The sequence below is a fragment of the Methylomicrobium album BG8 genome, from assembly GCF_000214275.2.
GTDB lineage: Bacteria > Pseudomonadota > Gammaproteobacteria > Methylococcales > Methylomonadaceae > Methylomicrobium > Methylomicrobium agile.
This window is the reverse complement of sequence record NZ_CM001475.1, coordinates 4031885-4055155: the sequence shown is the minus strand read 5'-3', so window position 1 is coordinate 4055155 and position 23271 is coordinate 4031885. Positions and strand designations below refer to the sequence as shown.

The window sequence follows — 23271 nt, the reverse complement described above, 5'->3', positions numbered from 1 at the left end:
CCTGCCGGCGAATCCGCCTTACAAGAGCCGTAGGTTGGGTTAGGCGTTAGCCGTAACCCGACATATCAAAGCCTGAAAGTGTTGGGTTACGCTACGCTAACCCAACCTACGGGCTACGGGCTACGGGCTACGGATACCCGAAGCTCGGCGTTTCCAGAATAGGAGATACCCGCCCGGCGCCAGCCGGAGCGGGTATTTTTTTAGGGCGGATTATTGGCGGATACGGATCAAGTCGTGGCAGCTTTTGCAGGCGGCGGCGAGCTTGCCGAACTGCGCCTTGATCGCGGCGGGATCGCCGCCGGCCGCCACCTTCTGCAATTCGTTCGCCTCCTTGATGAAGGTGGCGTTGATTTCCTTGGCTTCGTCCTGCTTTTCGAAAAACTCGGGTTTCAGCCGGCTCGGCTTCCAGCCGGTGCCTTTGTCGGTGCCAGGGCCGTACAGTTTTTCGAAAACGCCCGCATTGGCGACGCCGGCGATCGCATTCGCGGCGGCGATGACTTCGTCCTTGTTGAAAGTATCCGGATGATCGGAAGCTTGCGCCTTGATCTTTGCGGTGTTCCAGCCCAGGAAAGAATAAGCAGACTGACGGAAGCGAATCTGGTCTTCGACGTCTCCGGCCGCTGCGGTGGCGGTAACGGCGCCGAATGCCAGCGCGATTGCCAGTTGGGGTTTTTTCATGAATAAAGCTCCTTGCGGTAAAGGGGTCACGGATTGAGAGTTAATGAAAGGAATGCGCCGGGTCGGCCGAAGCGTCGAGGCGCGATGGAATGAATCAGTTCGAGGTTTCCGCATCGGCGGACGCGGTTTGAACCCCGGCCAGCGGCGCCAGATAATCGACGAAGCTGCCGCCCCAAACGCCCCAGACCGTCGAGGCCGCGACTAGCAGGCTGAAGGCCAGGGGCAGAAGCCGCACGGGTTGAACCGTTCTCGGGGCCAAGGCCGCCGGCAGCTGTTTTTTGCCGGTCAGCATCGGCAGGATCAGGTTGTTTTGTTTCACGCGCTGGTAAAACGCGATGGCTACGAGGTGCAGCCCGACCAGCCCGACCAGCAGGTTCACGATCCGGATATGCCAGCCGCTGAGCTTGTCGCTGAGATCCTTGTCGATCAGGTGGAACAGCGGTCCTTCGAAAGCGATGTCGTCGTTTGCGAACAGGCCGGTGCCGGCCAGCGCGGCCAGGGTGCCGAGTAGCGCGAATACCGCCAGCGCCCCAGCCGGATTATGGCCGGCGCCTTGCCAGCGGCCTTTGAAGTAGGCGATCAGGCGCGGCAGGGTAGGGAAGAAGTTGGCGAAGCGGGCATGCCGTCCGCCGACGAAGCCCCAGAACAGGCGGAATACCAAAAGGCCCAGCACCAGGCTGCCGAAACGGCCGTGCCAGTCGGTCCATTCGCCGCCGGCCTTGCCGCTGGCATAGACGCCGACGACCGCGACGACCAGCAGCCAGTGAAACAGCCTGAGCGGCCAGTCCCAAACGTGCGTTTCGATTTTCATGGTTTCCTCCTGACGATTAGCCGGCGCGCAGATGTTTGTTGAAGAAGGCGAGGGTTCGGTCCCAGGCCAGTTTCGCGGCCGCCGCGTCGAAGCGCGGGGTGGTGTCGTTGTTGAAGCCGTGCTGCACGCCGGGATAAATGAAGGCTTCGTAGCTGACGCCGGCTTTTTTCAATGCCGCCTCGTAAGCCGGCCAGCCCGCGTTGATCCGCTCGTCGGCGCCGGCATAATGAAGCAGCAGCGGCGCCTTGATGTTGGCCGCGTCCTCGGCCGACGGTTGGGCGCCGTAGAACGGGACGCCGGCCGCCAGGTCGGGCAGTTGAGTCGCCAGGTAATTGACGATGCCGCCGCCGTAGCAGAATCCGACCGCGCCGATCTTGCCGTTGCCGTCCGGCAGTTTTTTCAAGGCCTGGGCCGCGGCCAGGAAGTCGGCCTGGGTCTTGGCTTTGCCCAGGTTTTTGAACAGTTCCCGGGCCTTGTCCTCGTCGCCCGGATAGCCGCCCAGGGTGTACAAGGCGTCCGGGGCGAAGGCGATGAAATTGTCCAGCGCCAGCCGGCGGGCGATGTCTTCGATGTGCGGGTTCAGGCCCCGGTTTTCGTGAACCACCAGCACGATCGGCAGCTTGCCTTCGATCCTGGCCGGCTGGGCCAGATAGCCGTGCACTTTGCCGTTGCCGTGCGGCGACGGGAATTCGACGATGCGGGTGATAAGGCGCGGATCGTCGTTCGAGACCTGCTGCGCCTGGGCGAAGCGCGGATTCAACGCTTCCAGCAGCGCTTCGGCGCTCAGGCCCAGGAGGGCGTATTTCGGTACGGAAGACAGGAAATCCCGGCGCGAGATTTCGCCGTGGACATATTTGTCGAAGAGTTGCAGCGCTTCCGGGTGGAAGTCTTTGGCCGTTTTGCGAGCCATAAAAAAGTCTCCTTGCGATATCGGGTGAGTTCGTAGGGTACGCGGCTTTAACTCGGCGCGGTCAGCACCGACAGTTTGGTGATGCCGGCGCGTTCGATCGCGGCCATGACTTTCGCGACGACGCCGTACTGTACGCCCTCGTCCGCATTCAGGTTCAACGCCAGTTCGGGGTCGGCGGCCTGGCGGGTCTTCAATTCATTTTCGACCGCGTCGATTGCGATTTCCCGCTTGTCGATGAACACTTTGCCTTGCGCGTCCACGCTGAGGTAAACCGGCGCTTTTTCTTCGGGCGGCGCGGTCTCGGCGGTTTTCGGAAGGTTTACGTGCACCGCGTTAGTCAACAGCGGCGCGGTCACGATAAATACGACCAGCAGCACCAGCATCACGTCGACCAGCGGGGTGACGTTGATTTCGCCCAGTACGTCGCCGTCGTCTTCTTGGGTTTTAAAGGCCATCAGGCGTGCGCCTCCTTCGCTGCGGTCAGTTCTTCATGAGGGGCGCGAGGAGCGGCTGTTTTTTTGCCGCCGCTAATTTCTGTCAAGCGTGCGGCATTCGCCGGTTTGCCGCCCGCGCGCTCGATAATGAACGAAGCTTTTAGCGCCAGATGCACGAAATCGATCGCGAAGTCGTCCAGGAAAGCCCAAACCACTTTGTTCCGGCGGATGAAAAAGTTGTAGCCGACCACGGCAGGAACTGCGACCGCGATGCCGACCGCGGTCGCGATCAATGCTTCGCCGATCGGGCCGGCCACCACTTCCAGGCTGGCCGAACCGGTTTTGCTGATATTGGTCAGTGCGCCCATGATGCCCCAGACGGTGCCGAACAGGCCCACGAACGGCGAAATGCTGCCGATGGTTGCCAGGATCGCCAGGCCGCTTTCCAGCGAGCCGCGCTCCTTCTGCATCTGTTGGCGCAGGCGGCGATCCAGCAGTTCCTGCCGGTCCCACGTATGTTCCAGGTCGTGCGTGGAGGCGCCGGACTCGGTTTCGATCAGCGTCGAAAACCCGATTCCGGCGACCCGTGCGGCAGGGCCCTTTTGATGATCGAGATGGGCGGCCGCCTGAATGTTCGGGGCGCTCCAGAACTCCTTGCTGTATCGGCGATTGTGGTAAGCGATCCGCAGATGCTGGATGCCCTTGATCAGGATCAGCGCCCAGGTGACGACTGACGCGCCGATCAAAGTGTTCAGAGTGCCGTCGACAATCAGGCTGGTAGGTATATTGGACATTGAAGTCTCCTCAGGATAAGTTGAAAGTAATCGGAACGGTGACCCAGCCGGCGATCGGCGTATCGCCGCGTTTGGCAGGGACGAAAGACCATTGGCGGACGGTTTTCACGGCCGCATCGTCCAGCACCTTCTGGCCGCTGGACTTGACTACGGTAATGCTGTCCGGCTTGCCGTTCGGCAGCACATGCACCTTCATCAGCACCTTGCCTTCCAGGCCGCGTTCCATCGCGATTTCGGGATATTTCGGCGGCGGGTTGTGCAGGTAATCCGCGCCGGCGGTCGGTGCGGTGATCTTTTCCTGCACGACCGGAGCCGGCGGTGCCGGAGGCGCCTGGACCGGCGCGGGCGGCGCGTTGGTAATCACCGGAGTGGGCTGCGGAGCCGGGGCCGGCTCGACCGTTTTCGGCGTCGGCCTGGGTTTCTGCGGTTTCAGCGGCACCACTTTTTTGACGGGCGGTTTGGGTTTGGCAACCGGCGGCTTCGGTTTCTCGACCGGCGGAGGCGGCGGGGCTACCGGTTTCGGCTGGGGCCTTGCCAGCGTGATCTGGACTTTCGGCACCAGCTTGACCGGTTCGATGATTTCCTGTTCAAGCGCGGCGCCGTCGAAATGCCGGACAAAGCCGGTGTGGATCGCGATCGACAGCATGCCCAGCAGCAGGTAATCGAGCAGCTTGCGGTCGTGGTCTTCGCCGGTGTATTTGAAATCGGCCAGTGCTTTGCCGAGCGGTGCCGGCGCGAACTCTGCGGCGGAGGATTTTAGAGAAGCCGCGCCGTCCGCCTGCCAATCCAGCGAGGGGGTGGCCGAGGCAAATGAAGAGGTAAAAGGTAAAGGACTGCTCATTGCGATGTTCCCGTTGAGTGACCGTTGCACAGGGATTCCACTCTCGCCTATTTTTGGCGGATGTCGGACGAGTGGAGCCTTGCCCGCAAGCGATTCGGCCAGGCTGAATCGCTTGCGCAAACACAAAATGAAAACGCCGTTTATCCGTTTGCCTGCCGGCCTGGACGCGTGCGTTCCGTTTAACGTATCAAGCACAAGCCGTGCCAGCTTGGTTTGATGAACGCCGCACGCTGTCGAATAATTTCTAATGACTTGTTGTTTAAGGGGTTTTTTTAGGGCGCCCCGATGAGCCGTCGGGGCCGGGAGTGGAGGGTTCGGGGGCAAGGAAAAACCGGAGGCTGCTCGTTGAGCATCAATTTTGCCTTGCTCGCTGCTGACGGGGTGTTGCTAGTTCAGCAGGCGGCTTTGGGGAGCCGTAACGGAAGGGAGGGCTTGTAAATTTCGTTTATCCTCGATGGCATACCCGATACATCAAGGCTGTTTGCGGTCCTGAACGGTGAATAGCGAGCCGGTACCTTTACGGCCCCGGCCGGTGCCCGTCCGGCCAGGATGAACGGGAACGCATCAATCCCCGCCGGACTCGCCACAAAAGCAAGCGCCGAATTCAACGGGCGGCGCAAGGCGAGGCTTCCTGTTATTCGGGAGATTCCCCTTTTTCGCCAAGTATCTGCCGGGCTAACTGGTTTCCGGCTTCGACCAGCGGATGAATCATAAAATCCGCGCCGAGCAGTCCCAATTGCTGTTTCTCTTCGGGATGATAGCAAATTGTACCTATCTGTCCTTGGTAACCTCTTTTTCTGAGCAGGCGCACCGCCGAGCAGCGCGCATCAAATTCGGGCAGGGCCAGAATGATGCCTTTCACCCGGTCCAGCGGCAGTCCCGACCAGAGCTCCGGATCTTCGGCATCCCCGTAGATGACGCGCCGCTTTTCGGCTAGCAGGCTTTCCAGAACGGTCGGATCGTCATCCAGGCCGAGGACCCGCTTTTCCCGTCGGGACAAAGCCAGATAGGCCGACAGGCCGGTACGCCCCATGCCCATGACCAGCCATTCCGCTACGCCGATGGACTCGGGCAACCGGTCCGGATGCTCGGGCAGTCGCCCCAGAAGCCGGGCTTTTTTTTCGAAACGGGCCAGCAGCGGTTCGTAGCGTGAAAACAGCTCATGCGAGTTGCGGTTCAACGGCGCCACGAGCGCCAGCGATCCGGCCACAGCCAGGGCGATGGTGGAATTCCATTCCGGCACCAGCAGATTCGCTTTCACCATCGCGTCGGTGACGATCAGCGCGAACTCGCTGTAAGTCATCAGCGCGAGCGTCGAGATAAAGGCGGTGCGGGAACGCAAGCCGGCCAGCAAAAACAACGCGAAGAATAAGAGGCCCTGCAACGGCAACAGTCCCAGCAGCCCGACCGCGTACAGGAATTGCGCAGGATTCGGTAAGTCGGCCAGGCCGATTTGCAGAAAAAAAGCGACGAGAAAGATTTCCTTGAGACTCCAGAGTTTCTCCGAAAGGTTGTTGGTTTGAGGATGGGAGGACAACATGACGCCCATCAGCAAGGCGCCGATATCGGGCGAAACGCCGACTTTTTCTGCTACCAGGCCGCCGGTTAGCGCGAAAGAAAAGCCCAGCAGCAACCTCAGCTCATCGGCCTGGCAGAAGGCGAGCAATCGATGCGCCCAGGGGCGCAGCAGCGGCAGCGGCAATAAGGCGAACGCCCAATACGAGAACGGCCTGTCGTCGGCAAAAGCGAGCAATACCATCGCCACGACATCCTGCAGAATCAGAATGCTGATGACGTCCCGGCCGTGCAATGAAGTCAGTTCGCCGTTGTCTTCCAAGACCTTGATCGCCAGTACGGTACTGGAAAAAGCGAGGCTCGCGCCCAGTATCACGTCAACGATCGCCTCATCCCCTCCGAGCAGAAAAGAAATCCCGGAAACGCCGGTGACAATCACCAAATGCAAACCGCCGACGCTCAACACTTCCTGCCGCAGCAGGGAGCGCACATTAATCTTCAGGCCTACCGTAAACAGCAAGAGCTCGATGCCGATGTCGGCCAGATGCGTCAGGGTTTCAGCAGACTCGACGCCGAATGCGTGCAGGATATAGCCGGCGGCCAAATACCCGACCAGCGGCGGGAAAGCTAAACGACTGGCGACCAGACCGGCAAGAAAAGCCGTGCCGACCCAAACTAATTCTATTTCTATCATGTGTTAATTGTCCTGTTCTATCCGAGCAATTCAAACAAATTTAAAATTTAGACTTTCGTTTACCGAGAACTTGCGGCTGATTTATGTTGACGGCCAATTACTTGGAACTTGAGCGAAGGCCGGATGCCGGTTTTTTGTTTGAGTGGGTTGAAAAAGTCAATTTTGAATAAAAAATCACTTTCCGCTCAAATTTTTTGTTGTTAATACCTTAAGAATAACATATAGCTTAGGGGTCGAATCAGCCTAAATTTTGCAAAATCGCCTTTTCCAATACAAGCTGTTGTAGGCTACCCAATAGAAATATCGCGTGAAAAACGCCTCAGGCGGCAATAGCGCCCGTTCAATCGCCATAGAGCGGTAGCGGGCTAAGTTAGCGGCATTCAAGTCGTAGAAAAATTTAAAAAGAGCATGCGTATCCGAGTGCATAGGCGTATAACCGGCTCATAACCAGCGGCTTTGCCGCTTCACGGGATTTCCCCTTCATCCAGCCGGTAACCCACGCCGGCTTCGGTCAGCAGATAGCGGGGCTGGGCCGGGTCGGATTCGATCTTGTGGCGCAGTTGTCCCATATAAATGCGCAGATAGTGGCTGTGGTCGACATGGGAAGGCCCCCAGACTTTTTCGAGCAGTTGCCGGTGGGTGACCACGAATCCGGCGTTGCGGACCAGTACGTCGAGCAGGCGGAATTCGATCGGGGTCAGATGCACTTCGCGCTCGCCCACGTAAACCCGGCGTTTGGTTAGTTCGATTTTCAGTTCGCCGACCTGGAAAGATTCCTGAGCACTGCCGCCGGGCGCCCTGGCGGTACGCCGGAGCAGGGCCTTGATTCGGGACATCAGTTCGGCTGTGCCGAACGGCTTGGTCAGGTAATCGTCGGCGCCGTTGTCCAGCGCCTGGGTGATATCGCCTTCCTGGTTGCGGGCCGAGAGCACGATGATGGGTACTTCGGATAGCTTGCGCAGGCGGCGGATGACTTCCTGGCCGTCGATATCCGGCAGTCCCAGGTCGAGTATCAGCAGCGCCGGTTTCTGATGGCGTGCGGCGGTCAAGCCCTCCCGTCCGGTTGGAACGGCGAGCACCGAATAATCCTGGCTTTCCAGCGTGGTGCTCAGCAGCAGCCGAAACTGCGGATCGTCTTCGATGAGCAGAAGCAAGGGTCCGGCCGTTTTCATAAAGTTTTTTCTTCGAGGTCGATGGTGGGCGGGCGTTCCAGCATAGGCAGATGCAACTGCACCACTGTTCCGCCGCCGCTGCGCTGGCTTGCCCGGATCGTGCCGCCGTGGGCTTCGACGACGGCCCGGCAAATGGAAAGCCCCAGGCCGACGCCGCTTTGCGCGCTTTCGGCGTGGACCCGGAAAAACTTGTCGAAGATTTTTTGCTCCAGGCCCTCGGGAATGCCGGGGCCCCGGTCTGCCACGGCGATCGACACGCCGGACGGTGCGGATTCGATCGTAATATCGATGGGCAGTTCCGGGGGAGAGTATTTGTCGGCATTGTCCAGCAGGTTCACCAGAACTTGCTGCAGCAGTACGGCGTCGACATGGATCAGCGCCGGGCCGTCCGCCATCCGGACATTGATCCGCCTCGCCTTAAGTTTTTTGTCGAGCCGGCGCAAGGCGCTGCCCACGATTTCCTCGGGCGCGTACCACTGCCGGTTGAGCCGCACTTCGCCGGCTTCGAGGCGCGCCATTTCCAGAATTTTGCTGGTCAGGTCCGACATGCGCCGGGCTTCCTCGCTGATTGCGCTCACCAGTTTTCGCTTGCTGCTTTCCTCCAGGCGTGCCGCATCCGTTTCGAGCGTGCTGGCGGCGCCCACGATGGTAGCCAGCGGGGTTCTGAGATCATGGGAAATACTGCTGAGCAGCGAGTTTCGCAGGGCTTCCGCCTGCATTTTCAAGGTCGCCTCCTTGGCGTGTTCCGCCATATTCGCTCTTTCGAGCGTATGTACGATCTGGTTCACGAAGGTGTTCAGGAGCTGATAGGGTTCGGGGAGAAAGATCCGCCGCAGTTCGACGGGTTCGAGCGCGAGCACGCCGATGGTCCCGGTCGATCCGTTGAGGGGCAGGTACACCGCCGGGGCGTCGGGTAGGGTATCGGTGCCGCGGCCGGCCAGCTGGCCGTGCTCGAAGACCCAACGGGCTACATCCAGATCGGCGCCGCGCAGGGAAATGGCCAGCGGCGGTTCGTTCGGATAGTGCAGCCGGCCGTTGCGGTCGGGAAACAGGAAGGTGTTGCGGCCGCCGAACTGGGCATGGATATGGTAGACGCCGATTTCGGTGATTTCCCGTTCCGAACGGGCTTCGGCCAGGCCCTTGCTGAGCCGGTGCAGGGCCGATGCCCGCCGTTCCCTGGATTCCGCCACGCGCGCCTGGTGGCGGACGTTTTCCGCCAGATTGCCGGTCACCGCGCCAATGACCAGGGTGACCGCCAGCCCGGCCAGGTTTTCCGGCTCGGCGATGGCGAAGGAAAAAATCGGCGGTGCGAAGAAATAGGCGAAGGCGGCGGCGTTGGCCAGGGATGCCAGGATCGACGGCCAAAAGCCGAACCGTATGGCTACGAAAAAAACGCCCAGCAGATAAAACATCAGGATGTTGGCGGGCGTGAGGAGGTCGCGGAAAGGCCATTCGATCGCCGTCAGGAGCAACGGAATGGCGAGGCTCCACAGCCAATGCCCGTACTTATGTTCGACAAGTTGGCGGTCGAAGGATTTGCTCGGCGATGGGGCGCTGGATTGCAAGCGCGGCGTTTCTTCGTCGCCGAGCAGATAGAAGTTGAGGTCGTGAGCCTGGCTGATGAGGCTGTCGACCACCGATCCCAGAAACCATCGGCGCCAGCCTTTGCGGCCCGGCTTGCCGAGGACCAGCTTGTTGACATTGTGTTCGTGCGCGAATGTCAGGATCGCCTCGGCCATGTCCGGGGCCGACAGCGTGACCGTTTCCGCACCCAGCCGTTCGGCCAGGCGCAAGGCTTTCAGCACTCCATCCCGGCGCCGGGCGGAGAGGCGCTGCAATGCGGGCGTCTCGACATAAAGCGCCAGCCAGTCGGCGTGCAAACTGGCCGCCAGCCGTTTCGCCGCGCGCACCAGACGCTTGGCCCGCGCGTCGGGCGCCACGCAGACCAGTATCCGCTCGTCGACGTTCCAGACCTCGCGTATGGCGTAGGCCTGCCGATACTCCCGCAATTGCGTGCTCACCCATTCGGCGGTGCGGCGCAGCGCCAGCTCGCGCAGCGCGATCAGATTTCCTTTGCGGAAAAGATTGAGCAGGGCGCGTTCGGCCTTTTCGGGCGGGTAAATCTTGCCCTCGTGCAATCGCGCCAGAATGTCGTCCGGCGGCAGGTCCACCAGTTCCACCTCGTCGGCTTCCTCGAAAACGGTATCGGGCACCGTTTCCCACACCCGGATTCCGGCGAAGCGTCCGACATCCTCGTGCAGGCTTTCCAGATGTTGTACGTTCAGGGTGGTATAGACGTCGATGCCGCCGTCCAGCAATTCCCGAATATCCTGCCAGCGCTTGGGATGGCGCGAACCGGGCAGGTTGGTATGGGCCAGATCGTCCACCAGGATCAGATCCGGATGGCGTGCCAGCGCGGCGTCCAGGTCGAACTCCGCGCGCCTGGTCCCTTGATGGTATCTGATCTGCGGAGGGAGCAGCTCCAGCCCCTGCAATTGCGCCGCCGTATCGGCGCGGCCGCGGGTTTCCACCAGGCCCGCCACCACTTCGCAGCCCTCGGCCTGGTGGGCCCGGGCGACTTCAAGCATGGTGAAGGTTTTGCCGACGCCCGCCACCGCGCCGAAAAAAATCTTCAGGCGCCCGCGGCGCTTGCGGATCTCCGTCCGGTTCGCGTGGGCCGAGAAGAATTCGGGGTCCAGTTCACGCACGTTACGCCGCTGGAACGATAAAAATGTTTGCAGCCATAAGATTATCCGGGAAGATCACTGCCAGGTCCTCCGCATCGGCGAGGCGCGCGGCTTCCCGTTCCCCCGCGCAGAGCAGCGTGGTGTCCCAGGCGTCGGCCCAGGTCGGGGCCTCGTGCAGCAAGGACTTTCTCGTTTTCATTTTCATCGTGTCTTTAGCCACATAGCATGAGGCTCGTATCAGAATTGGATAACCGCATCCACGTTCAGCAATACTTGGTCGGCCTGCCGTCCGCCGTCGAACGGCGCGGTTTGCGCCTCGCTCCAGTCGTAGCGAAATTCCGGCCGGATCATCAGCCAATCCTTGGGTTTCCAGTTTACTCCGGCGGTCAGCGCGTAATAGTTGGCGGCGCCTGCGGCATAGCGCGCGCCGTCGTCGTCGCGGAACCATTCGCCGCGAATGCCCACCCCCCAGGTTTCGGCGACCTGATAGCTCAGGTACTGCACGATGGAATACCATTCGGCATCCTGGCCCTGAACGGCATGACGCTGGCTGCCGCCGTCATGCTGCAGCACATAGCGCCACGGCCCGAGATCCTGCTGCAGAATGGCCGAGTAATACACCAGCTCGGAGCTTTGGTTTTCATAGACATCGCCCTGCAACACCGAAAAGGAAAGCGTCGTGCCGGTTTCGGCATTGGCCCAGGTCAGTCCGCTCATGTGGCTCCAGGCGCCGAGATCGCGGTCGAAGTTATCCCCGCCGGTCACCGCGCCGAGGTTGACGCTCCATTGCTCGTTGAGCGCATAGTTGAACAGCGCGCCGGTCGTCGTAAACGGAGAGGACTTGAAGCTGTAGCTATGCGAAGCGAAGAAATTCGGCGCCGACGGGACCGATTCGTAACCGAGGAGGGTGTAAAAATGTCCGAACTTTCCGCTCAGGCCGTTACCGATGGGGGCGAAGACTTCCACATAAGCCTGCGGCAGCGCGATGTCGTAAAAACGCAGGTCGCGTTCGCTGATCAAAGCGTCGTCCCAGTGGCCGGTCGCCTGGGCATAGCGGGTGTCCGTGCCGAACATGAAGTCGAAACGTCCGCCCACGTCCCAGGCCGTCCCCTTGACAACGGCTTTTTCGACGAACAGGTCCAATTGATACAAATTGAATTCTTCGCTCCGGTCCGTCATGGACACCGGGCCGTTGCTGCGATCGCCGGGCGTGTCGGTGTTGTAGTTGATGCCGGCGGCGGCCCAGCCGCCGACAGTCACCCCATATTTCCGTAAACCCATCCAGTCGGAAGCCTCTTTTCCGGAAAGTTCGGCAATCAAGCCGGTCGGCGTATCGTCCGCGCTTGCTACGGGGTTCAATACGAAAAGACTGCAGATGCTTAATAAACAGTGACTTTTATTCATAAAAATTAAAACTTGCCGCCGTTTATTAGCCAAAGCGTAAAAATACCGGCGAAGAAGCCCAATAAAATGACCGGCATCCAGCGTAAATGCAGGGTAAAGGTATACCCTTCGCCTTCTTTCATGCGTCCTTTCATCAAGCCCAAGACATGCAGCCCCGGCGCAGAACCGATCGCCAACAGGCTGCCGCCGACACCCAGGGTAAAGGTCAATAACAGCCATTGCCCGAACTCGAAAGAAGGATGCATGTTCAACACCGCGAACATCAACGTGCCGTTGTCGATGGCCGAAGACGACAGACCGATCAGGATGTTCGCCACGGTGGCGCCGATGACCGTAAACAGGTAATGCGCCATGGCGTCCAGATAGCCCAGGAAGCTGAGCGCGCCGACGATCATCATCGCGCCGTAGAAAAACAGCAGAGTATCCCAATCGACGCCCGCAATACATTTGAAAACGTCGAAACCTTTTTGCGATTCGATATAGCTTTGTTTTTCGTGTTCTTCATATTCGGTCAGGAAATGATGGATTTTCTCGGATTTGGTCAAATAGTAAGCAAAGAATTGCAGCATCGCCAGGCCGAACATCATGCCGATGATCGCCGGCATGTCGAGGAAGACGTTCGACAGAATGGCCGTGCTGAAGGTGAGGATGAAGATGAAAATGATCCGTTTGCTGCCGCGCTTTAAAACCGGCTTTTCTTTGGAGAAATTGGGCGTTTCTTTGGTCACCGAAAACTGCATGATGAATGCGGGTACCAGAAAGTTTACTATGCAGGGGATCGTTAAAGTAAAAAATTCGGTGAACTGCAACGCATTCTGCTGCCAGACGAAGAAGGTCGAAATACCGCCTAAAGGACTCATCGTACCGCCGGCATTGGCGCCGACCACCGCATTCAAGCCAGCCAGACCGACGAATTTGGACTGGCCTTTGCCTATCTCCAATATGATGTATCCCATCAACAAACCCACCGCCAGGCTGCTGATCACGGTGGACAGCAAAAAGGCCAGCGCGCCGGTAATCCAGAATAACTGCCGATAAGTGTACTGCTTATTGGCTAATACGATGCGCAGGGAGTCGAAAATACCCCGCTCGGTCATGGCATTCAAAAAAGTCATCGACACGGTGATGAACAGAAACAATTCGGCATACGCCATCAAATTGCTTTGAAAGATGGGGACGATTTCCTTTGCCGTTCCGTATGAGGTCGAATAATAAATAAAGATCGCGAACCAAATGAGCACCGAGCCCAATACCATCGGTTTCGCCTTGCTCAGTTGATGCAGGTCTTCGGTCATGGCGATGATGTAGGCAATGACCGTGATTGCGATCGTCAAATAGCCGATGAAATGATGCTGCAAGTCGACTTGTGTTGCGGCCGCTGCCTCTTGCGCAAAACCCGGCGAGGGTAACAGAAAAGCCAGGATTGAAACGAAGAACGGGAGGCTATTGATGCAGTAGCGGGATTTTTTTATTGGAAATCCGGAGGGGATGCCCGATTCTCCATGATCTTGCGGCTTTTTGACGGGGCCAAGGCCGGGAAATGGCAAAGATAAGGTATGGTAAGTCATGTCCATCGGTTACGGGCGCCTAATGTGGTTGCAACGATGGGCGTAGATTAGAGTTTTCCAGGTAAAAATATCGTAAAGATTTGCTTGCAATTTTGAAACAGAGCATTTCTTATTTGTAAATTATTGAGGTGGATTTAGGTGTCATGGAGCGGTTCTGTCCTTGCTCTTTGATATAAATCCGCGCTGTCGGAGCGGCTCGAACCCAAACGGTCCGGTAATCAAAGAAAGCTCTGAATTAATTCCTCTTTCCTTTTTGGCTATGCCGTTAAGTTGAGCCCCGAAGAGTCGCAAAGCTTGCTTTGCGCATGACGAAACGGAGCGACAAAGCCGGTTTTGTCACGCCATTAAGCGAGCCGGTTCCGGCCTATCTTAACTGCCAAGACTCCTTCCAAACTCTGGCAGATGAAAAATGCGTAGGATGTGCCGACGCAGGAGGCGCATCGGATTTGCTTGCGTGATGAGATAGACCTTAATCCACCGGCAATATCAGATAATCCGTCCATTTGCGGTCGCCGTCGGCCTCGTCCTCCGTCGGCAGCAAGCGCTCGTTCCAGCCGCCGCCCAGGGCCTTGATCAACAGCACCGCGACGTTCAACTGTTCGCCTTTCAACTGCACGGCGATCTGCTGATTGGACAGCGCGACGGTCTGGGCGGTCATCACGTTCAGATAGCTGACGGCGCCGGCCTTGTATTGATTGAGCATCAACGCCAGCGCCTGTTCGGCGGCGGTGACTGCCTCATCCTGTACTTGGACTTCTTCCGCCAGAATGCGCAATGCGGCCAGATTGTCCTCGACTTCCTGGAACCCGGTCAGCACCGTCTGCCGGTAGGCGGCGACGGTCGCGTCGTGCGCGGCGATGGCCTGTTGGTATTGGGCGTTCTTGGCGCCGCCGTCGAACAGGGTCAGCGCCGCGCCGGCCGGGCCCAGCGCCCAATAGCGGCGCGCCATCGTGAACAAGGTATCGGCGTCGCCGGATTGATAGCCGCCGCTGACCGCCAGATTCAGGGACGGGAAATAGGCGGCCTTGGCGACGCCGATCCGGGCATTCGCCGCAGCCATCTGGCGTTCGGCGGCGGCAATGTCGGGGCGGCGTTCGAGCAGTTCGGAAGGCAGGCTGACCGGAATCGCCGGCGGCTCAACCTGTAGCGGCGCCGGCGGCAGCGAGAATTCTGCCGGCGTCTTGCCGATCAGTACCGCGATCGCGTGTTCCCGCGCGGCCCGTTCCACGCCGAGGTCCACGGCCTGGGCGCGGGCCGATTGCAGTTGCGCCTTGGCCTGCACCACCTCGGATTTGGCCGCGACGCCCACCGCATAGCGGTTTTGGGTGATGTCGAGCGTTTTCGCATAGGCGGCTACCGTATCGTCGAGCAGGGCTTTCTGCGCATCCAATATCTTCAGATGGAAATAGTGCTGCGCAAGCATTGCCTGGCTGGATAGGATCAGCGCGTGCAAAGTCGCCGCGCTGGCCTGCGCGTTGCCGGTGTTGGCTTCGATCTGGCGGCGGATTTTCCCCCACAGGTCGGGCTCCCAGACCGCGCCGACGCCGAGGCCGAACAGGTTTCGGATTCCCGTCGGCGCGAGGCTCTGCCCCGACGCGGCCTTGAATCGGTTCAGCGTGCCGGTCAGCGTCGCGACCGGCAGCAGGGACGATTGCGACGATTGCACCAGATGCTGGGCCTGGCGATACTGGGCCTCGGCTTGCGCCACCGATTGATTGGCCTGGGCGACCTGTTCTTCCAGCGCGTTCAGTTCGGGATCGTCGAAAAGCCGCCACCATTTTTGGGGCAGGGCGGTATCGCGCGGCTGTGCCTCATGCCAGCCTTTCATCTCCTTGAATTGGGCAGAAGTAGCGGCCGGCGCGCGGCTATAATCCGGTCCGATCGCGCAGGCGGTTAATTGGGCGGCGGCCAAGTGACAAATCAAAGCGGGAATGATCCTAAAGCGCATGAGAATAATCGGGGTGGTGGGCAATGTCGTTAAGTTAATGGGCCGTAGGATGGGTAGAGCGAAGCGAAACCCATCGATCGAAACTCGCCACAATCTTATGCTGGTCTTCGCTTCGCTTCGCTTCGCTCGCGGCAACCGCTCCATGCGTTGCCCTATCTCCTGCATTCGTGCAGTCGTACCCATCCTACACTTTAGGGTGTAGGTGAAGAGTGAACCGCCGAGCGGGCGGACGGTTAAAAGTTTCGATCGGCGGAGGACAAAAGTCGGTCCGGCATGAAAGCACTTCACGGATTAAGGGAATCGGGAACGCAGCGCCTGGATGCCGGCCAACGAAAACTGCACGACATGGTCGGCATAGGCTTTGATGTCGCCGTTGGCGGCGGGAGGCTGGCGGCGGTGCCGGGCCAGTTGGATTTGCTTCAGGCGCAGCAGCTGGAAACACTGCCCCATGATGCTGTCGTGGCAAAACTGCAAATGCCGCTCCTCGGCGGCCTGGCCGAGGCATTCGCGGAGCAGTTCGAACATCTGCGAGCGTTGCGGTTCGATTTCCTTTTCCAGGATGTCCGCCAGCAAGCGGGTCGGCCGCGCCATTTCCTTGTAGAGAATCGCAAACGCATAGCCGTCCTCGTCGGCGACCCGTTCGATCAGCGAATGGATCAGCGCGGCCAGGCGCTTCTCCGGGGCGGCGTCGCGGGATATGCCTCCGTCGGGCGGATACTGCGAAAGTTCGCGGTTGAAGGCGAAACGCCAGGATTCCAGGTACAGGGTTTCCTTGTCCCGGAAATGGTAGTTGACCGAAGCGATATTGGTTTGCGCCTGTTCGCAGATTTCCGCGATCGTCGCTTCCTGAAAGCCTTTCTCGGCAAAGATGCGGCTGGCGGCAGTCAAGAGTCGGTTGCGCGTGCGCTCCGATTTTTTTTTCAGATCAGTCATGCAGGTCGAATGAAGTCGTAGGGCGTGAGCCGGATAATTGAAATTTGAAATTCAAATCGGCTTTAGAGTAAGCAGGCTTCGTGCCATCGAATAACCGTTTGTTTTGAATGGGAACTTGTACTTAGAGTCGGCGGTAGACTGCTGAATCCGCAGCAGTTTTTGCTTGTGGGGTGTTGGCTGATCAACAGTTTCGTGCGGAGAATGAAAATCGTTTGAGTGCAATGTAAAAAACGGTCTATCGCCCCCGAAGGCAATGCCGTCAAGTTTAGCCTCGGCGTTGCAAAGCGGGCTTTGCAAACAAGTTGACAAAACCCGCTTTATCACTCCTTTTAAGCGGTCTGATTCCGGTTTATCTTGACGGCATTGGCCCCGGAAGCCCAGGCGCTTCCGGGGCGTTGGAGGCGGATTTAGCGGGCGCTGGTCTGCAGGCCGATCGCGGCGCGCAAATCGTCCAGCGTCGCGACGCGCGGCCCGTGCAGGGCGGCGATCTTCTCGACGTTCAGCTTCAATTTGCGGATGTTATCGTAAAGATTGACCGAGTAAGGGTTCGGCGATCCCGGCGGCGCAACGTTGGCCGCGGCCGGGGTATAGGCATCGGCTTCGATCAGGATTTTTTCCTTGGGCAGATAGACCGCGGCGAACGCATCGTTATGGCTATTGCCGGCCAGCGTGTGGATTTCGATGGCGCGCTTGCCGTCCGAAAGTACGTGCTTGCCGGTGAAGCTTTCGAAACGGGCCGGTTTTTTCGACGCGGCCAGCCGATCGGGACGGATCGTATGAGGCGCCGCCCAGATCGCTTCGTAATAAACCGGATTCGGCTCCGGCGTCACGATTGTTGCGCCCGCGTCTACGAAGGTGCGAAGGCCGCCGGCATGGTCGAAATGGGCATGCGTATTGATCAGGTATTTGACCGGTTTGTTCGGAATGATTTCCTTCAGTTTGGCGATCAGCGCCAGCGAGCGTTCTTCGTTCTGCGGCGCTTCGATCAGCACGATATGGTCTTTCTGCGCGATCGCGACGCTGTGGTGGGTGCCGCCGGTCAGATAATAGACGCCCTTGGCGAGCTCGTTGACGGCGACCTTCATGGCGGGCGCCTTCGCGGCTTCCGGTGGAACCGCAATATTGACTGCCGGATTGGCTTTGACCGCGGTCACATCGATGTCCAGCACCGGATAACCGCCCTGGCTGCGCGCAATATGGCCGGGGAACCGAATGCCGCCGAAGTCCTGGTAATCGCTGTAGCGCGTTTCGACCAGCGTATCGCCCAGCACCGGGTTGTCTATCCAGGTCTGCACGGTCTCCAATTGGTGCTTGTCGTTCAGCAAGCCGACGTAGCGGTGCTTGCCGTCGATCGTGAACGCGATTTCGGTGCCGCCGTCGACGTCCCGCTGCTCGGCATGATGCTGAATGGCCGCTTTGACGAAGCCTCGCGGCGTGGCCAAGATTTCGGCGGTGCGTTCTTCGACGGCGGCCGGTTGCGCCGTAACGGTCGGTGCGGAATTCGGTGCGTTCGCGGCAGGCGGCGCCACGTTCCAGGCCGTATTGCCGCTGAGGAATTGTTCGACTGTTTGCAGGGTCGGCGCCGGTCGGTTGCGTCCGGGTTCGATGATTTGCTGGCGACTGATCTGCACCCTGGCGCTGGCGGTTGTGTAATCGATGTCGGCGGTATAGTTTTTCACTTCGCGGCCGCGGCCAGTGCCGCGGTCAGGGCGGCAAACGCAGGGAAGGATTTGGACATATTGTCTCCTTTGAGGGGATTAAAAGGCAGAAAAAATTGGCAATGAGATTCGCTGGCGTGCAAGACGCATACCAGCCGGTATTGATTGAGGATCTGGTGGAAAATAACTTTCCGAAATGGATGGTTATGAAAAGTGGATTATTCACTCCCCTCTTTGAAAAAGACGACTGCAGGGAGGCTGGAGGTAGATTGCGTCGGGAACACGCGATCGAGAGTAATGCAGGAGCGATTGCCGAGGGCAGGAGGCGATTTATCGAACAAATCCTCCTCGATCCCCTTTTTTCAAAGGGGGAAGTTGTTTTTTGACGAAAGCCTAAGGAGCATCTGGGCAGGACGGCCGGTACGAGGAGTGCGCGAGAAACGGTTGGTGGATGAGCAGCAGCGATTGCTGGAACCTTGTTACTCCGGAAGCAGCGGATTAAAACGATTTTCGATGCGTTGGCCGGCGTTTTGCCGACCTGCCAGGTTTTCAAACCCTGGCAGGTCTTGGGTAGCCAAGTAAGCGATGAATTTCCGTTTTTTTAAAGCGTGGCGACCGGCTTCTCTTTCGGCTTGCCCCCCGGCCTCCACCACGCTGACCGCCTCGCCCTGGGTCAGCAAGTCGGAAGGACTGGCTACCAGGATATCATTCAAGGCAATCCCTTCCAGAATTTCGACTTCGCGGCCGAAATCGCGGCCTATCCTGACCGGCTGCACAGCGATCTTGCCTTCGCCGTCGACGATCACGACGTGCGCGCCTTCCTTATCCATCACCAGCGCATTCGCCGGCACCACCAACGGGCTGGCGTCGACTGCAACGTCGATCGCGATTTCCAGATAAGCCCCCGGCAGCAGTTTGCCGTCCGGATTGGGCAGGCTGATTTCGGCCAGGCGGGAGCGGGTGAGCGGATCGAGCGCGCCGGCGACATGGTCGATATGGGCTTTTAAGGGTTTTTCCTGCCCGTCGAGCGGACGTACCGACACGGTCTGGCCGGCTTTGATCTGATCCGCGTAGGCTTGCGGCACCCAGACGCTCAGGCGCAGCGGATCGGTCTGGGTCAGCGCGAACAGCTCCTGGGCGCCGGTGCCGATCAGGCTGCCGACATCGACCGCGCGGCGCGTAATCACGCCGTCGAACGGCGCGACGACGCGGCGGTAGTTTTCGATATTTTCCAGGCGCTTCACATTCGCGGCCGCGGCGGCCAGATCGGCTTCCGCCTGCAGAAAGGCGGCATGCTTCTCGTCGACCTCCTGGCGCGGCGCGCCGTCGGTCAGGCTCAACTGGTTCCAGCGCTCCCAGGTCGAATGCGCCAGCTCCCGCCGGGCTTTCACCTGCGCCAGCGCGGCCCGGCCTTGCGCCAGTTCGTGTTCCAGTTCCGGCACGTCGATTTCAGCCAGCAGGTCGCCTTTCTTGACTTTATCGCCGATGGTCTTGTACCAGGCTTTCAGATAACCGTTGGTGCGCGCGAAAGCCTGCGTTTCGGAATAACCTTTCAGGCTGGCCGGCAACACCAGTTTGCGTGAAGTCTCGCCGGGCTTCGGATGCACCGCGATCACGCTGCGCCGGAGGCTGGCGAGCGTATTTTCGCGCAGGGTTTGCGCTTCGCTCCGGTTGACCGCATAACGCCAGCCGCCGCCGGCGAGCAGCAGCGATAGCAGAATCGACGCGGCCGCGCCGGCCCTGGCCAGCGTTCGCCGGGGACGGCCCGCGGGCGGAAAAGCGAAGGTAGGCGAGAGTTGACTGGACATAAGCTTCTTCCTATTGGGTTATTTTGATAAAACTGTAGAGGCGTAGAGCTGTAGGGCGTTTTCGCGATAGCAAAACGCCAATCCCCTTCAAAGAGGCGGATTGCCTGGCGGCGAATCCACCCTACATTCGACGCGCCATCAAACGGCTATCCGGTTTTGCCGGTGCTGCAACCATTGATGCACCGCCACGAACACGATCGGCACGAACAGCAGCGTCGAAGCGGTCGCGAAGGTGAGTCCGCCGATCACCGCCCGGCCCAAGGGCGCGTTCTGTTCGGCGCCTTCGCCCCAGCCGACCGCCATCGGCAGCATCCCGACGATCATCGCGAACGCGGTCATCAGCACCGGCCGGAGCCGGGTCGCGGCGGCTTCCAGCGCGGCGGTCGCGGGCGGCACGCCTTCCTCCAGCCGGCTGCGCGCGAACGAGACCAGCAGGATGCTGTTCGCGGTCACCACGCCCATCGCCATGATGCTGCCGGTCAGCGCCGGAATGCTGAGCGTCGTGCCGGTCAGGTACAGCATCCAGGCGATTCCGGCCAGCGCCGCGGGCAGGGCGCTGACGATGATCAAAGGGTCCAGCCAGGATTGAAAATTCACTACCAGCAGCAGATACAGCAAGACGATGGCGACCGCGAGACCCGACGCCAGCCCGACAAAGGAGCCGTTCAGCGTTTCGATCTGGCCGCGCACCGCCAGCTCGACGCCGCGGGGCAAGGCGGGGCGGGTTTCGCCGATCAGTCGGTCGATCTCGCCGCTGACCGAGCCGAGATCGCGGCCTTCGACGCTGGCGTAAACATTGAAAACGTTGTCCGCGTTGTAGTGGGTCACCGCGGCCGGCTGCTGCGACCGTTTCAGTTTGACCAGATTGCCCAGCAGTTGCGGCGGGCCGCTGTTGCCGCGGACCGGCGTGCTCAGCAGCGCGTCCAGGCTGTCGAGTTTCAGCGGATTGCCCATCACGCCGATATTGACCGTATTGCCGTTGTTCGGATTCAGCCAGTACGACGGCGCGGTCTGCATGCTGCCGCTCAAGGTCAGCAGCAGGTTTTGCGCCACGTCGCGCGCGGACAGGCCGAACTGTTGCAGTTGAGCGCGGTTCATTTCCAGGTCCAATGCCGGCCGGTTCAGGCGCTGGTAAATATGCGCATCGACGATGCCTGGAATCTGCCGCAGCCGGTTCTGAAACGCCCGGACCAGCGGCATCACTTCGTCCGGTTTGCCGCCGATGAACTGCACGTCGATCGGCGCCGGCACGCCGAAGTTCAGCGTCTGGCTGACCTGGTCGGCAGGCTGGAAAAAGAACTCCAGGTTCGGGAAGCGGCGCGGCAGTTCGGCGCGCAGGGATTGGATATAGTCGGCGCTGGGCGCATGGCGTCCCGGCGTCAGCGAAATCATGATTTCGGTGTCGGCCGCTTCGACCGTGCCGGAGTTGCCGAACAGCGTGTTCCGGGTGCTGTAAGGGCCGCCGACGATATCCAGCATGTCGCTCAGTTCTGCCGGAGGGATGCGTTGGCGGATGAAGGCTTCCACGGCGTCGATCTGCTGGGGCATCTCTTCGACCCGGGTGCCGGAGGGCGCCCGGACATGCAGCCGTATCTGGCCCGCATCGACCGCCGGGAACAGGTCGCGGCCCAATAAGGGGGTCAGGCCCAAGGATAACAGGCAGAAACCCAGGATCGTCGAACCGTAGCGCCGCCGATGGTTCAGCAGATGGGCGGTCAGCACGACATAATGGCTGCGGAAGGCCTCGAAACCGCGTTCGAAAGCCTGATGCAACTGGCTGAACGCATGCGCGAGGGCATGGCGGGGCGGCGCGTCCGTATGGCCGTGATGGCCGGCCATCACAAACATCACCAGGGTCGGCACCAGCGTGCGCGACAGCGCGTAGGAGGCCAGCATCGCGAACACCACCGCCTCGGCCATCGGCGCGAACAGGCTGCGCGCGACGCCGGTCAGAAAAAACATCGGCACGAACACGATGCAGATGCACAGGGTCGAGACGAAGGCCGGCATCGCGATCTCGGCCGCGCCGTCCAGGATCGCCTGGCGCGGATGCTTGCCGAGCAGCATCTGCCGCTCGATGTTCTCGATCTCGACGGTCGCGTCGTCGACCAGAATGCCGACCGCCAGCGCCAGGCCGCCCATCGTCATCAGGTTGATCGTTTCGCCGATCAGGTACAGCGCGATCAGCGACACCATGATCGACAGCGGGATAGAGACCGCGATGATGCAGGTGGTGCGCCAATTGCCCAGAAACAAGAGCAGCATCGCGGCGGTCAGGCCGGCCGCGATCAGCGCTTCGTGCAGCACGTTGCCGATCGCGGCTTTCACGAACAGCGACTGGTCGAACATCAGCCGCATGTTGATCCCCTCCGGCATCAGCCCGAGCATTTTCGGAATCGCCTGTCTGACGTGTTCGACCACTTCCAGGGTCGAGGTGCGCCCGACCTTGAAGACCGAGGTCAGAATGCCGCGTTCGCCGTTCTGGCGGGCGATCGTGGTGACCGGAGCCGTGCCGTCGCGGACGTTCGCGACATCGCGGATCAGCGTGGTCGCGCCGTGGTCGGTGCGCACCGGCAGGTCGGCGAGGCGCGGTATCGCCGCGACCGCCCCGTTCAGCGTCACGTCGTACTCGGTCGGGCCGATCTTGATCGTGCCGGTCGGCAGGATCAGGTTCTGCTCGGCCAGCGCATCCGACAGGTCGGTCGGCGTCATCCCGCGCGCCAGCAGCGCCGGCACGTCGGTATCGACAGTGATCTGCCGGCTTTTGCCGCCGAACGGGTAGGTCATCGCGACGCCGGGTTTGGATTGCAGCATATTCCGGACGATGTTGTTGGTCAGGTCGTTCACCTCGGTGTCAGGCACCGTGCTGCTGGAAATGCCGAGCTGCACCAGCGGCAGGTCGGAGGCCGAATACTGGATCACCTGGGGCGGCGAGACGTTGGTCGGCAGCGAGCGGTAGACCGAATTGCTGCTCGACATCACCTGCGCGATCGCGGTCCGGATGTCGGTGCCCGGATGGAAAAACACCTTGATCACCGCCGCGCCGGCATAAGACAGCGATTCGCTGTGCTCGATGCCATCGATCAGGCTCATCGAGCGTTCGACCGAACCGGTCAGCCGGTCGGCGATTTCCTTCGCGGTCATGCCGTTGTATTGCCAGAGCATCGCAACGACCGGAATGTCGATCGTCGGAAAGATGTCGGTCGGCATTTTGCGCAGTACGTAAACGGTAGACAAAAGAATCAGCAGGGCCGCCACGATAAAGGTATAGGGGCGGCGGAGAGCAATTTGAACGATCCACATGAAGAGGGCTTGAACGATCCGTTGTGATGGAGCCTGAATTGAAAACGCGGGTAACCGGATAGCGCAAGTTACATGCCAACCGGCGCATTGCGCCTGTTTGTCCGCGGTTTGGC

18 protein-coding genes are annotated in these 23271 nt (G+C 60.0%); 1 reads left to right on the top strand and 17 read right to left on the bottom strand.

Annotated features, from left to right (window positions below; all coding sequences use genetic code 11):
* Positions 1 to 210: 210 nt before the first annotated feature.
* From METAL_RS17695 to METAL_RS17625, 15 genes are all read right to left on the bottom strand, one after another.
* A complete protein-coding gene (locus METAL_RS17695; protein ID WP_005374555.1) occupies positions 211 to 678 on the bottom strand; it encodes a cytochrome c in 468 nt (155 codons plus the stop codon).
* Between the two features lie 94 nt (positions 679 to 772).
* Positions 773 to 1489 carry a cytochrome b/b6 domain-containing protein gene (locus METAL_RS17690; RefSeq protein ID WP_005374554.1) on the bottom strand — a complete coding sequence of 239 codons (717 nt, stop codon included), beginning with the start codon at positions 1487 to 1489 and terminating at the stop codon, positions 773 to 775.
* Positions 1490 to 1505: 16 nt separating this feature from the next.
* Complete coding sequence (locus METAL_RS17685; protein WP_005374553.1) at positions 1506 to 2399, bottom strand: dienelactone hydrolase family protein; 894 nt, start codon at positions 2397 to 2399, stop codon at positions 1506 to 1508.
* Between the two features lie 47 nt (positions 2400 to 2446).
* Positions 2447 to 2854: an ExbD/TolR family protein gene (locus METAL_RS17680; protein ID WP_005374552.1), complete on the bottom strand. Its 408-nt coding sequence runs from the start codon at positions 2852 to 2854 to the stop codon at positions 2447 to 2449.
* The gene (locus METAL_RS17675; RefSeq protein ID WP_005374551.1) at positions 2854 to 3627 is read right to left on the bottom strand and encodes a MotA/TolQ/ExbB proton channel family protein; all 774 of its coding nucleotides are present in this window, start codon (positions 3625 to 3627) and stop codon (positions 2854 to 2856) included. The genes METAL_RS17680 and METAL_RS17675 overlap by 1 nt, the downstream gene beginning before the upstream one ends.
* 10 nt (positions 3628 to 3637) lie before the next feature.
* Positions 3638 to 4468, bottom strand: coding sequence for an energy transducer TonB (locus METAL_RS17670; RefSeq protein WP_005374550.1), 831 nt, complete (start codon positions 4466 to 4468; stop codon positions 3638 to 3640).
* Positions 4469 to 5102: 634 nt separating this feature from the next.
* Positions 5103 to 6677: a cation:proton antiporter family protein gene (locus METAL_RS17665; RefSeq protein ID WP_005374549.1), complete on the bottom strand. Its 1575-nt coding sequence runs from the start codon at positions 6675 to 6677 to the stop codon at positions 5103 to 5105.
* A 464-nt stretch (positions 6678 to 7141) separates the two neighbouring features.
* Complete coding sequence (locus METAL_RS17660) at positions 7142 to 7849, bottom strand: response regulator (protein WP_005374547.1); 708 nt, start codon at positions 7847 to 7849, stop codon at positions 7142 to 7144.
* Entirely contained in the window at positions 7846 to 10557 is a 2712-nt protein-coding gene (locus METAL_RS17655) for a sensor histidine kinase (protein ID WP_005374546.1), read from the bottom strand. Before METAL_RS17655 ends, METAL_RS17660 begins: the two co-directional genes overlap by 4 nt.
* A gap of 1 nt (position 10558) precedes the next feature.
* Complete coding sequence (locus METAL_RS17650) at positions 10559 to 10756, bottom strand: hypothetical protein (RefSeq protein WP_213069414.1); 198 nt, start codon at positions 10754 to 10756, stop codon at positions 10559 to 10561.
* Between the two features lie 17 nt (positions 10757 to 10773).
* Entirely contained in the window at positions 10774 to 11895 is a 1122-nt protein-coding gene (locus tag METAL_RS17645) for a porin (RefSeq protein WP_245549410.1), read from the bottom strand.
* Between the two features lie 50 nt (positions 11896 to 11945).
* Positions 11946 to 13514 carry a sodium:proton antiporter NhaD gene (gene nhaD / locus METAL_RS17640; protein WP_005374542.1) on the bottom strand — a complete coding sequence of 523 codons (1569 nt, stop codon included), beginning with the start codon at positions 13512 to 13514 and terminating at the stop codon, positions 11946 to 11948.
* A gap of 463 nt (positions 13515 to 13977) precedes the next feature.
* Positions 13978 to 15432, bottom strand: a complete 1455-nt coding sequence (locus METAL_RS17635; protein WP_342633120.1) for an efflux transporter outer membrane subunit — start codon at positions 15430 to 15432, stop codon at positions 13978 to 13980.
* A gap of 315 nt (positions 15433 to 15747) precedes the next feature.
* Entirely contained in the window at positions 15748 to 16389 is a 642-nt protein-coding gene (locus METAL_RS17630) for a TetR/AcrR family transcriptional regulator (RefSeq protein WP_005374538.1), read from the bottom strand.
* Between the two features lie 407 nt (positions 16390 to 16796).
* Entirely contained in the window at positions 16797 to 18068 is a 1272-nt protein-coding gene (locus tag METAL_RS17625) for an MBL fold metallo-hydrolase (protein ID WP_005374536.1), read from the bottom strand.
* 116 nt (positions 18069 to 18184) lie between these two features.
* Here METAL_RS17625 and METAL_RS17620 point away from each other — a divergent pair, with 116 nt between their 5' ends.
* Positions 18185 to 18433 (top strand): hypothetical protein, encoded by a 249-nt coding sequence (locus METAL_RS17620; RefSeq protein WP_031430032.1) that lies wholly within the window; start codon positions 18185 to 18187, stop codon positions 18431 to 18433.
* A 93-nt stretch (positions 18434 to 18526) separates the two neighbouring features.
* Here METAL_RS17620 and METAL_RS17615 read toward each other — a convergent pair whose 3' ends face one another.
* The gene (locus tag METAL_RS17615; RefSeq protein WP_005374534.1) at positions 18527 to 19855 is read right to left on the bottom strand and encodes an efflux RND transporter periplasmic adaptor subunit; all 1329 of its coding nucleotides are present in this window, start codon (positions 19853 to 19855) and stop codon (positions 18527 to 18529) included.
* A gap of 138 nt (positions 19856 to 19993) precedes the next feature.
* Entirely contained in the window at positions 19994 to 23158 is a 3165-nt protein-coding gene (locus METAL_RS17610; RefSeq protein ID WP_005374533.1) for an efflux RND transporter permease subunit, read from the bottom strand.
* Between the last annotated feature and the right edge of the window lie 113 nt (positions 23159 to 23271).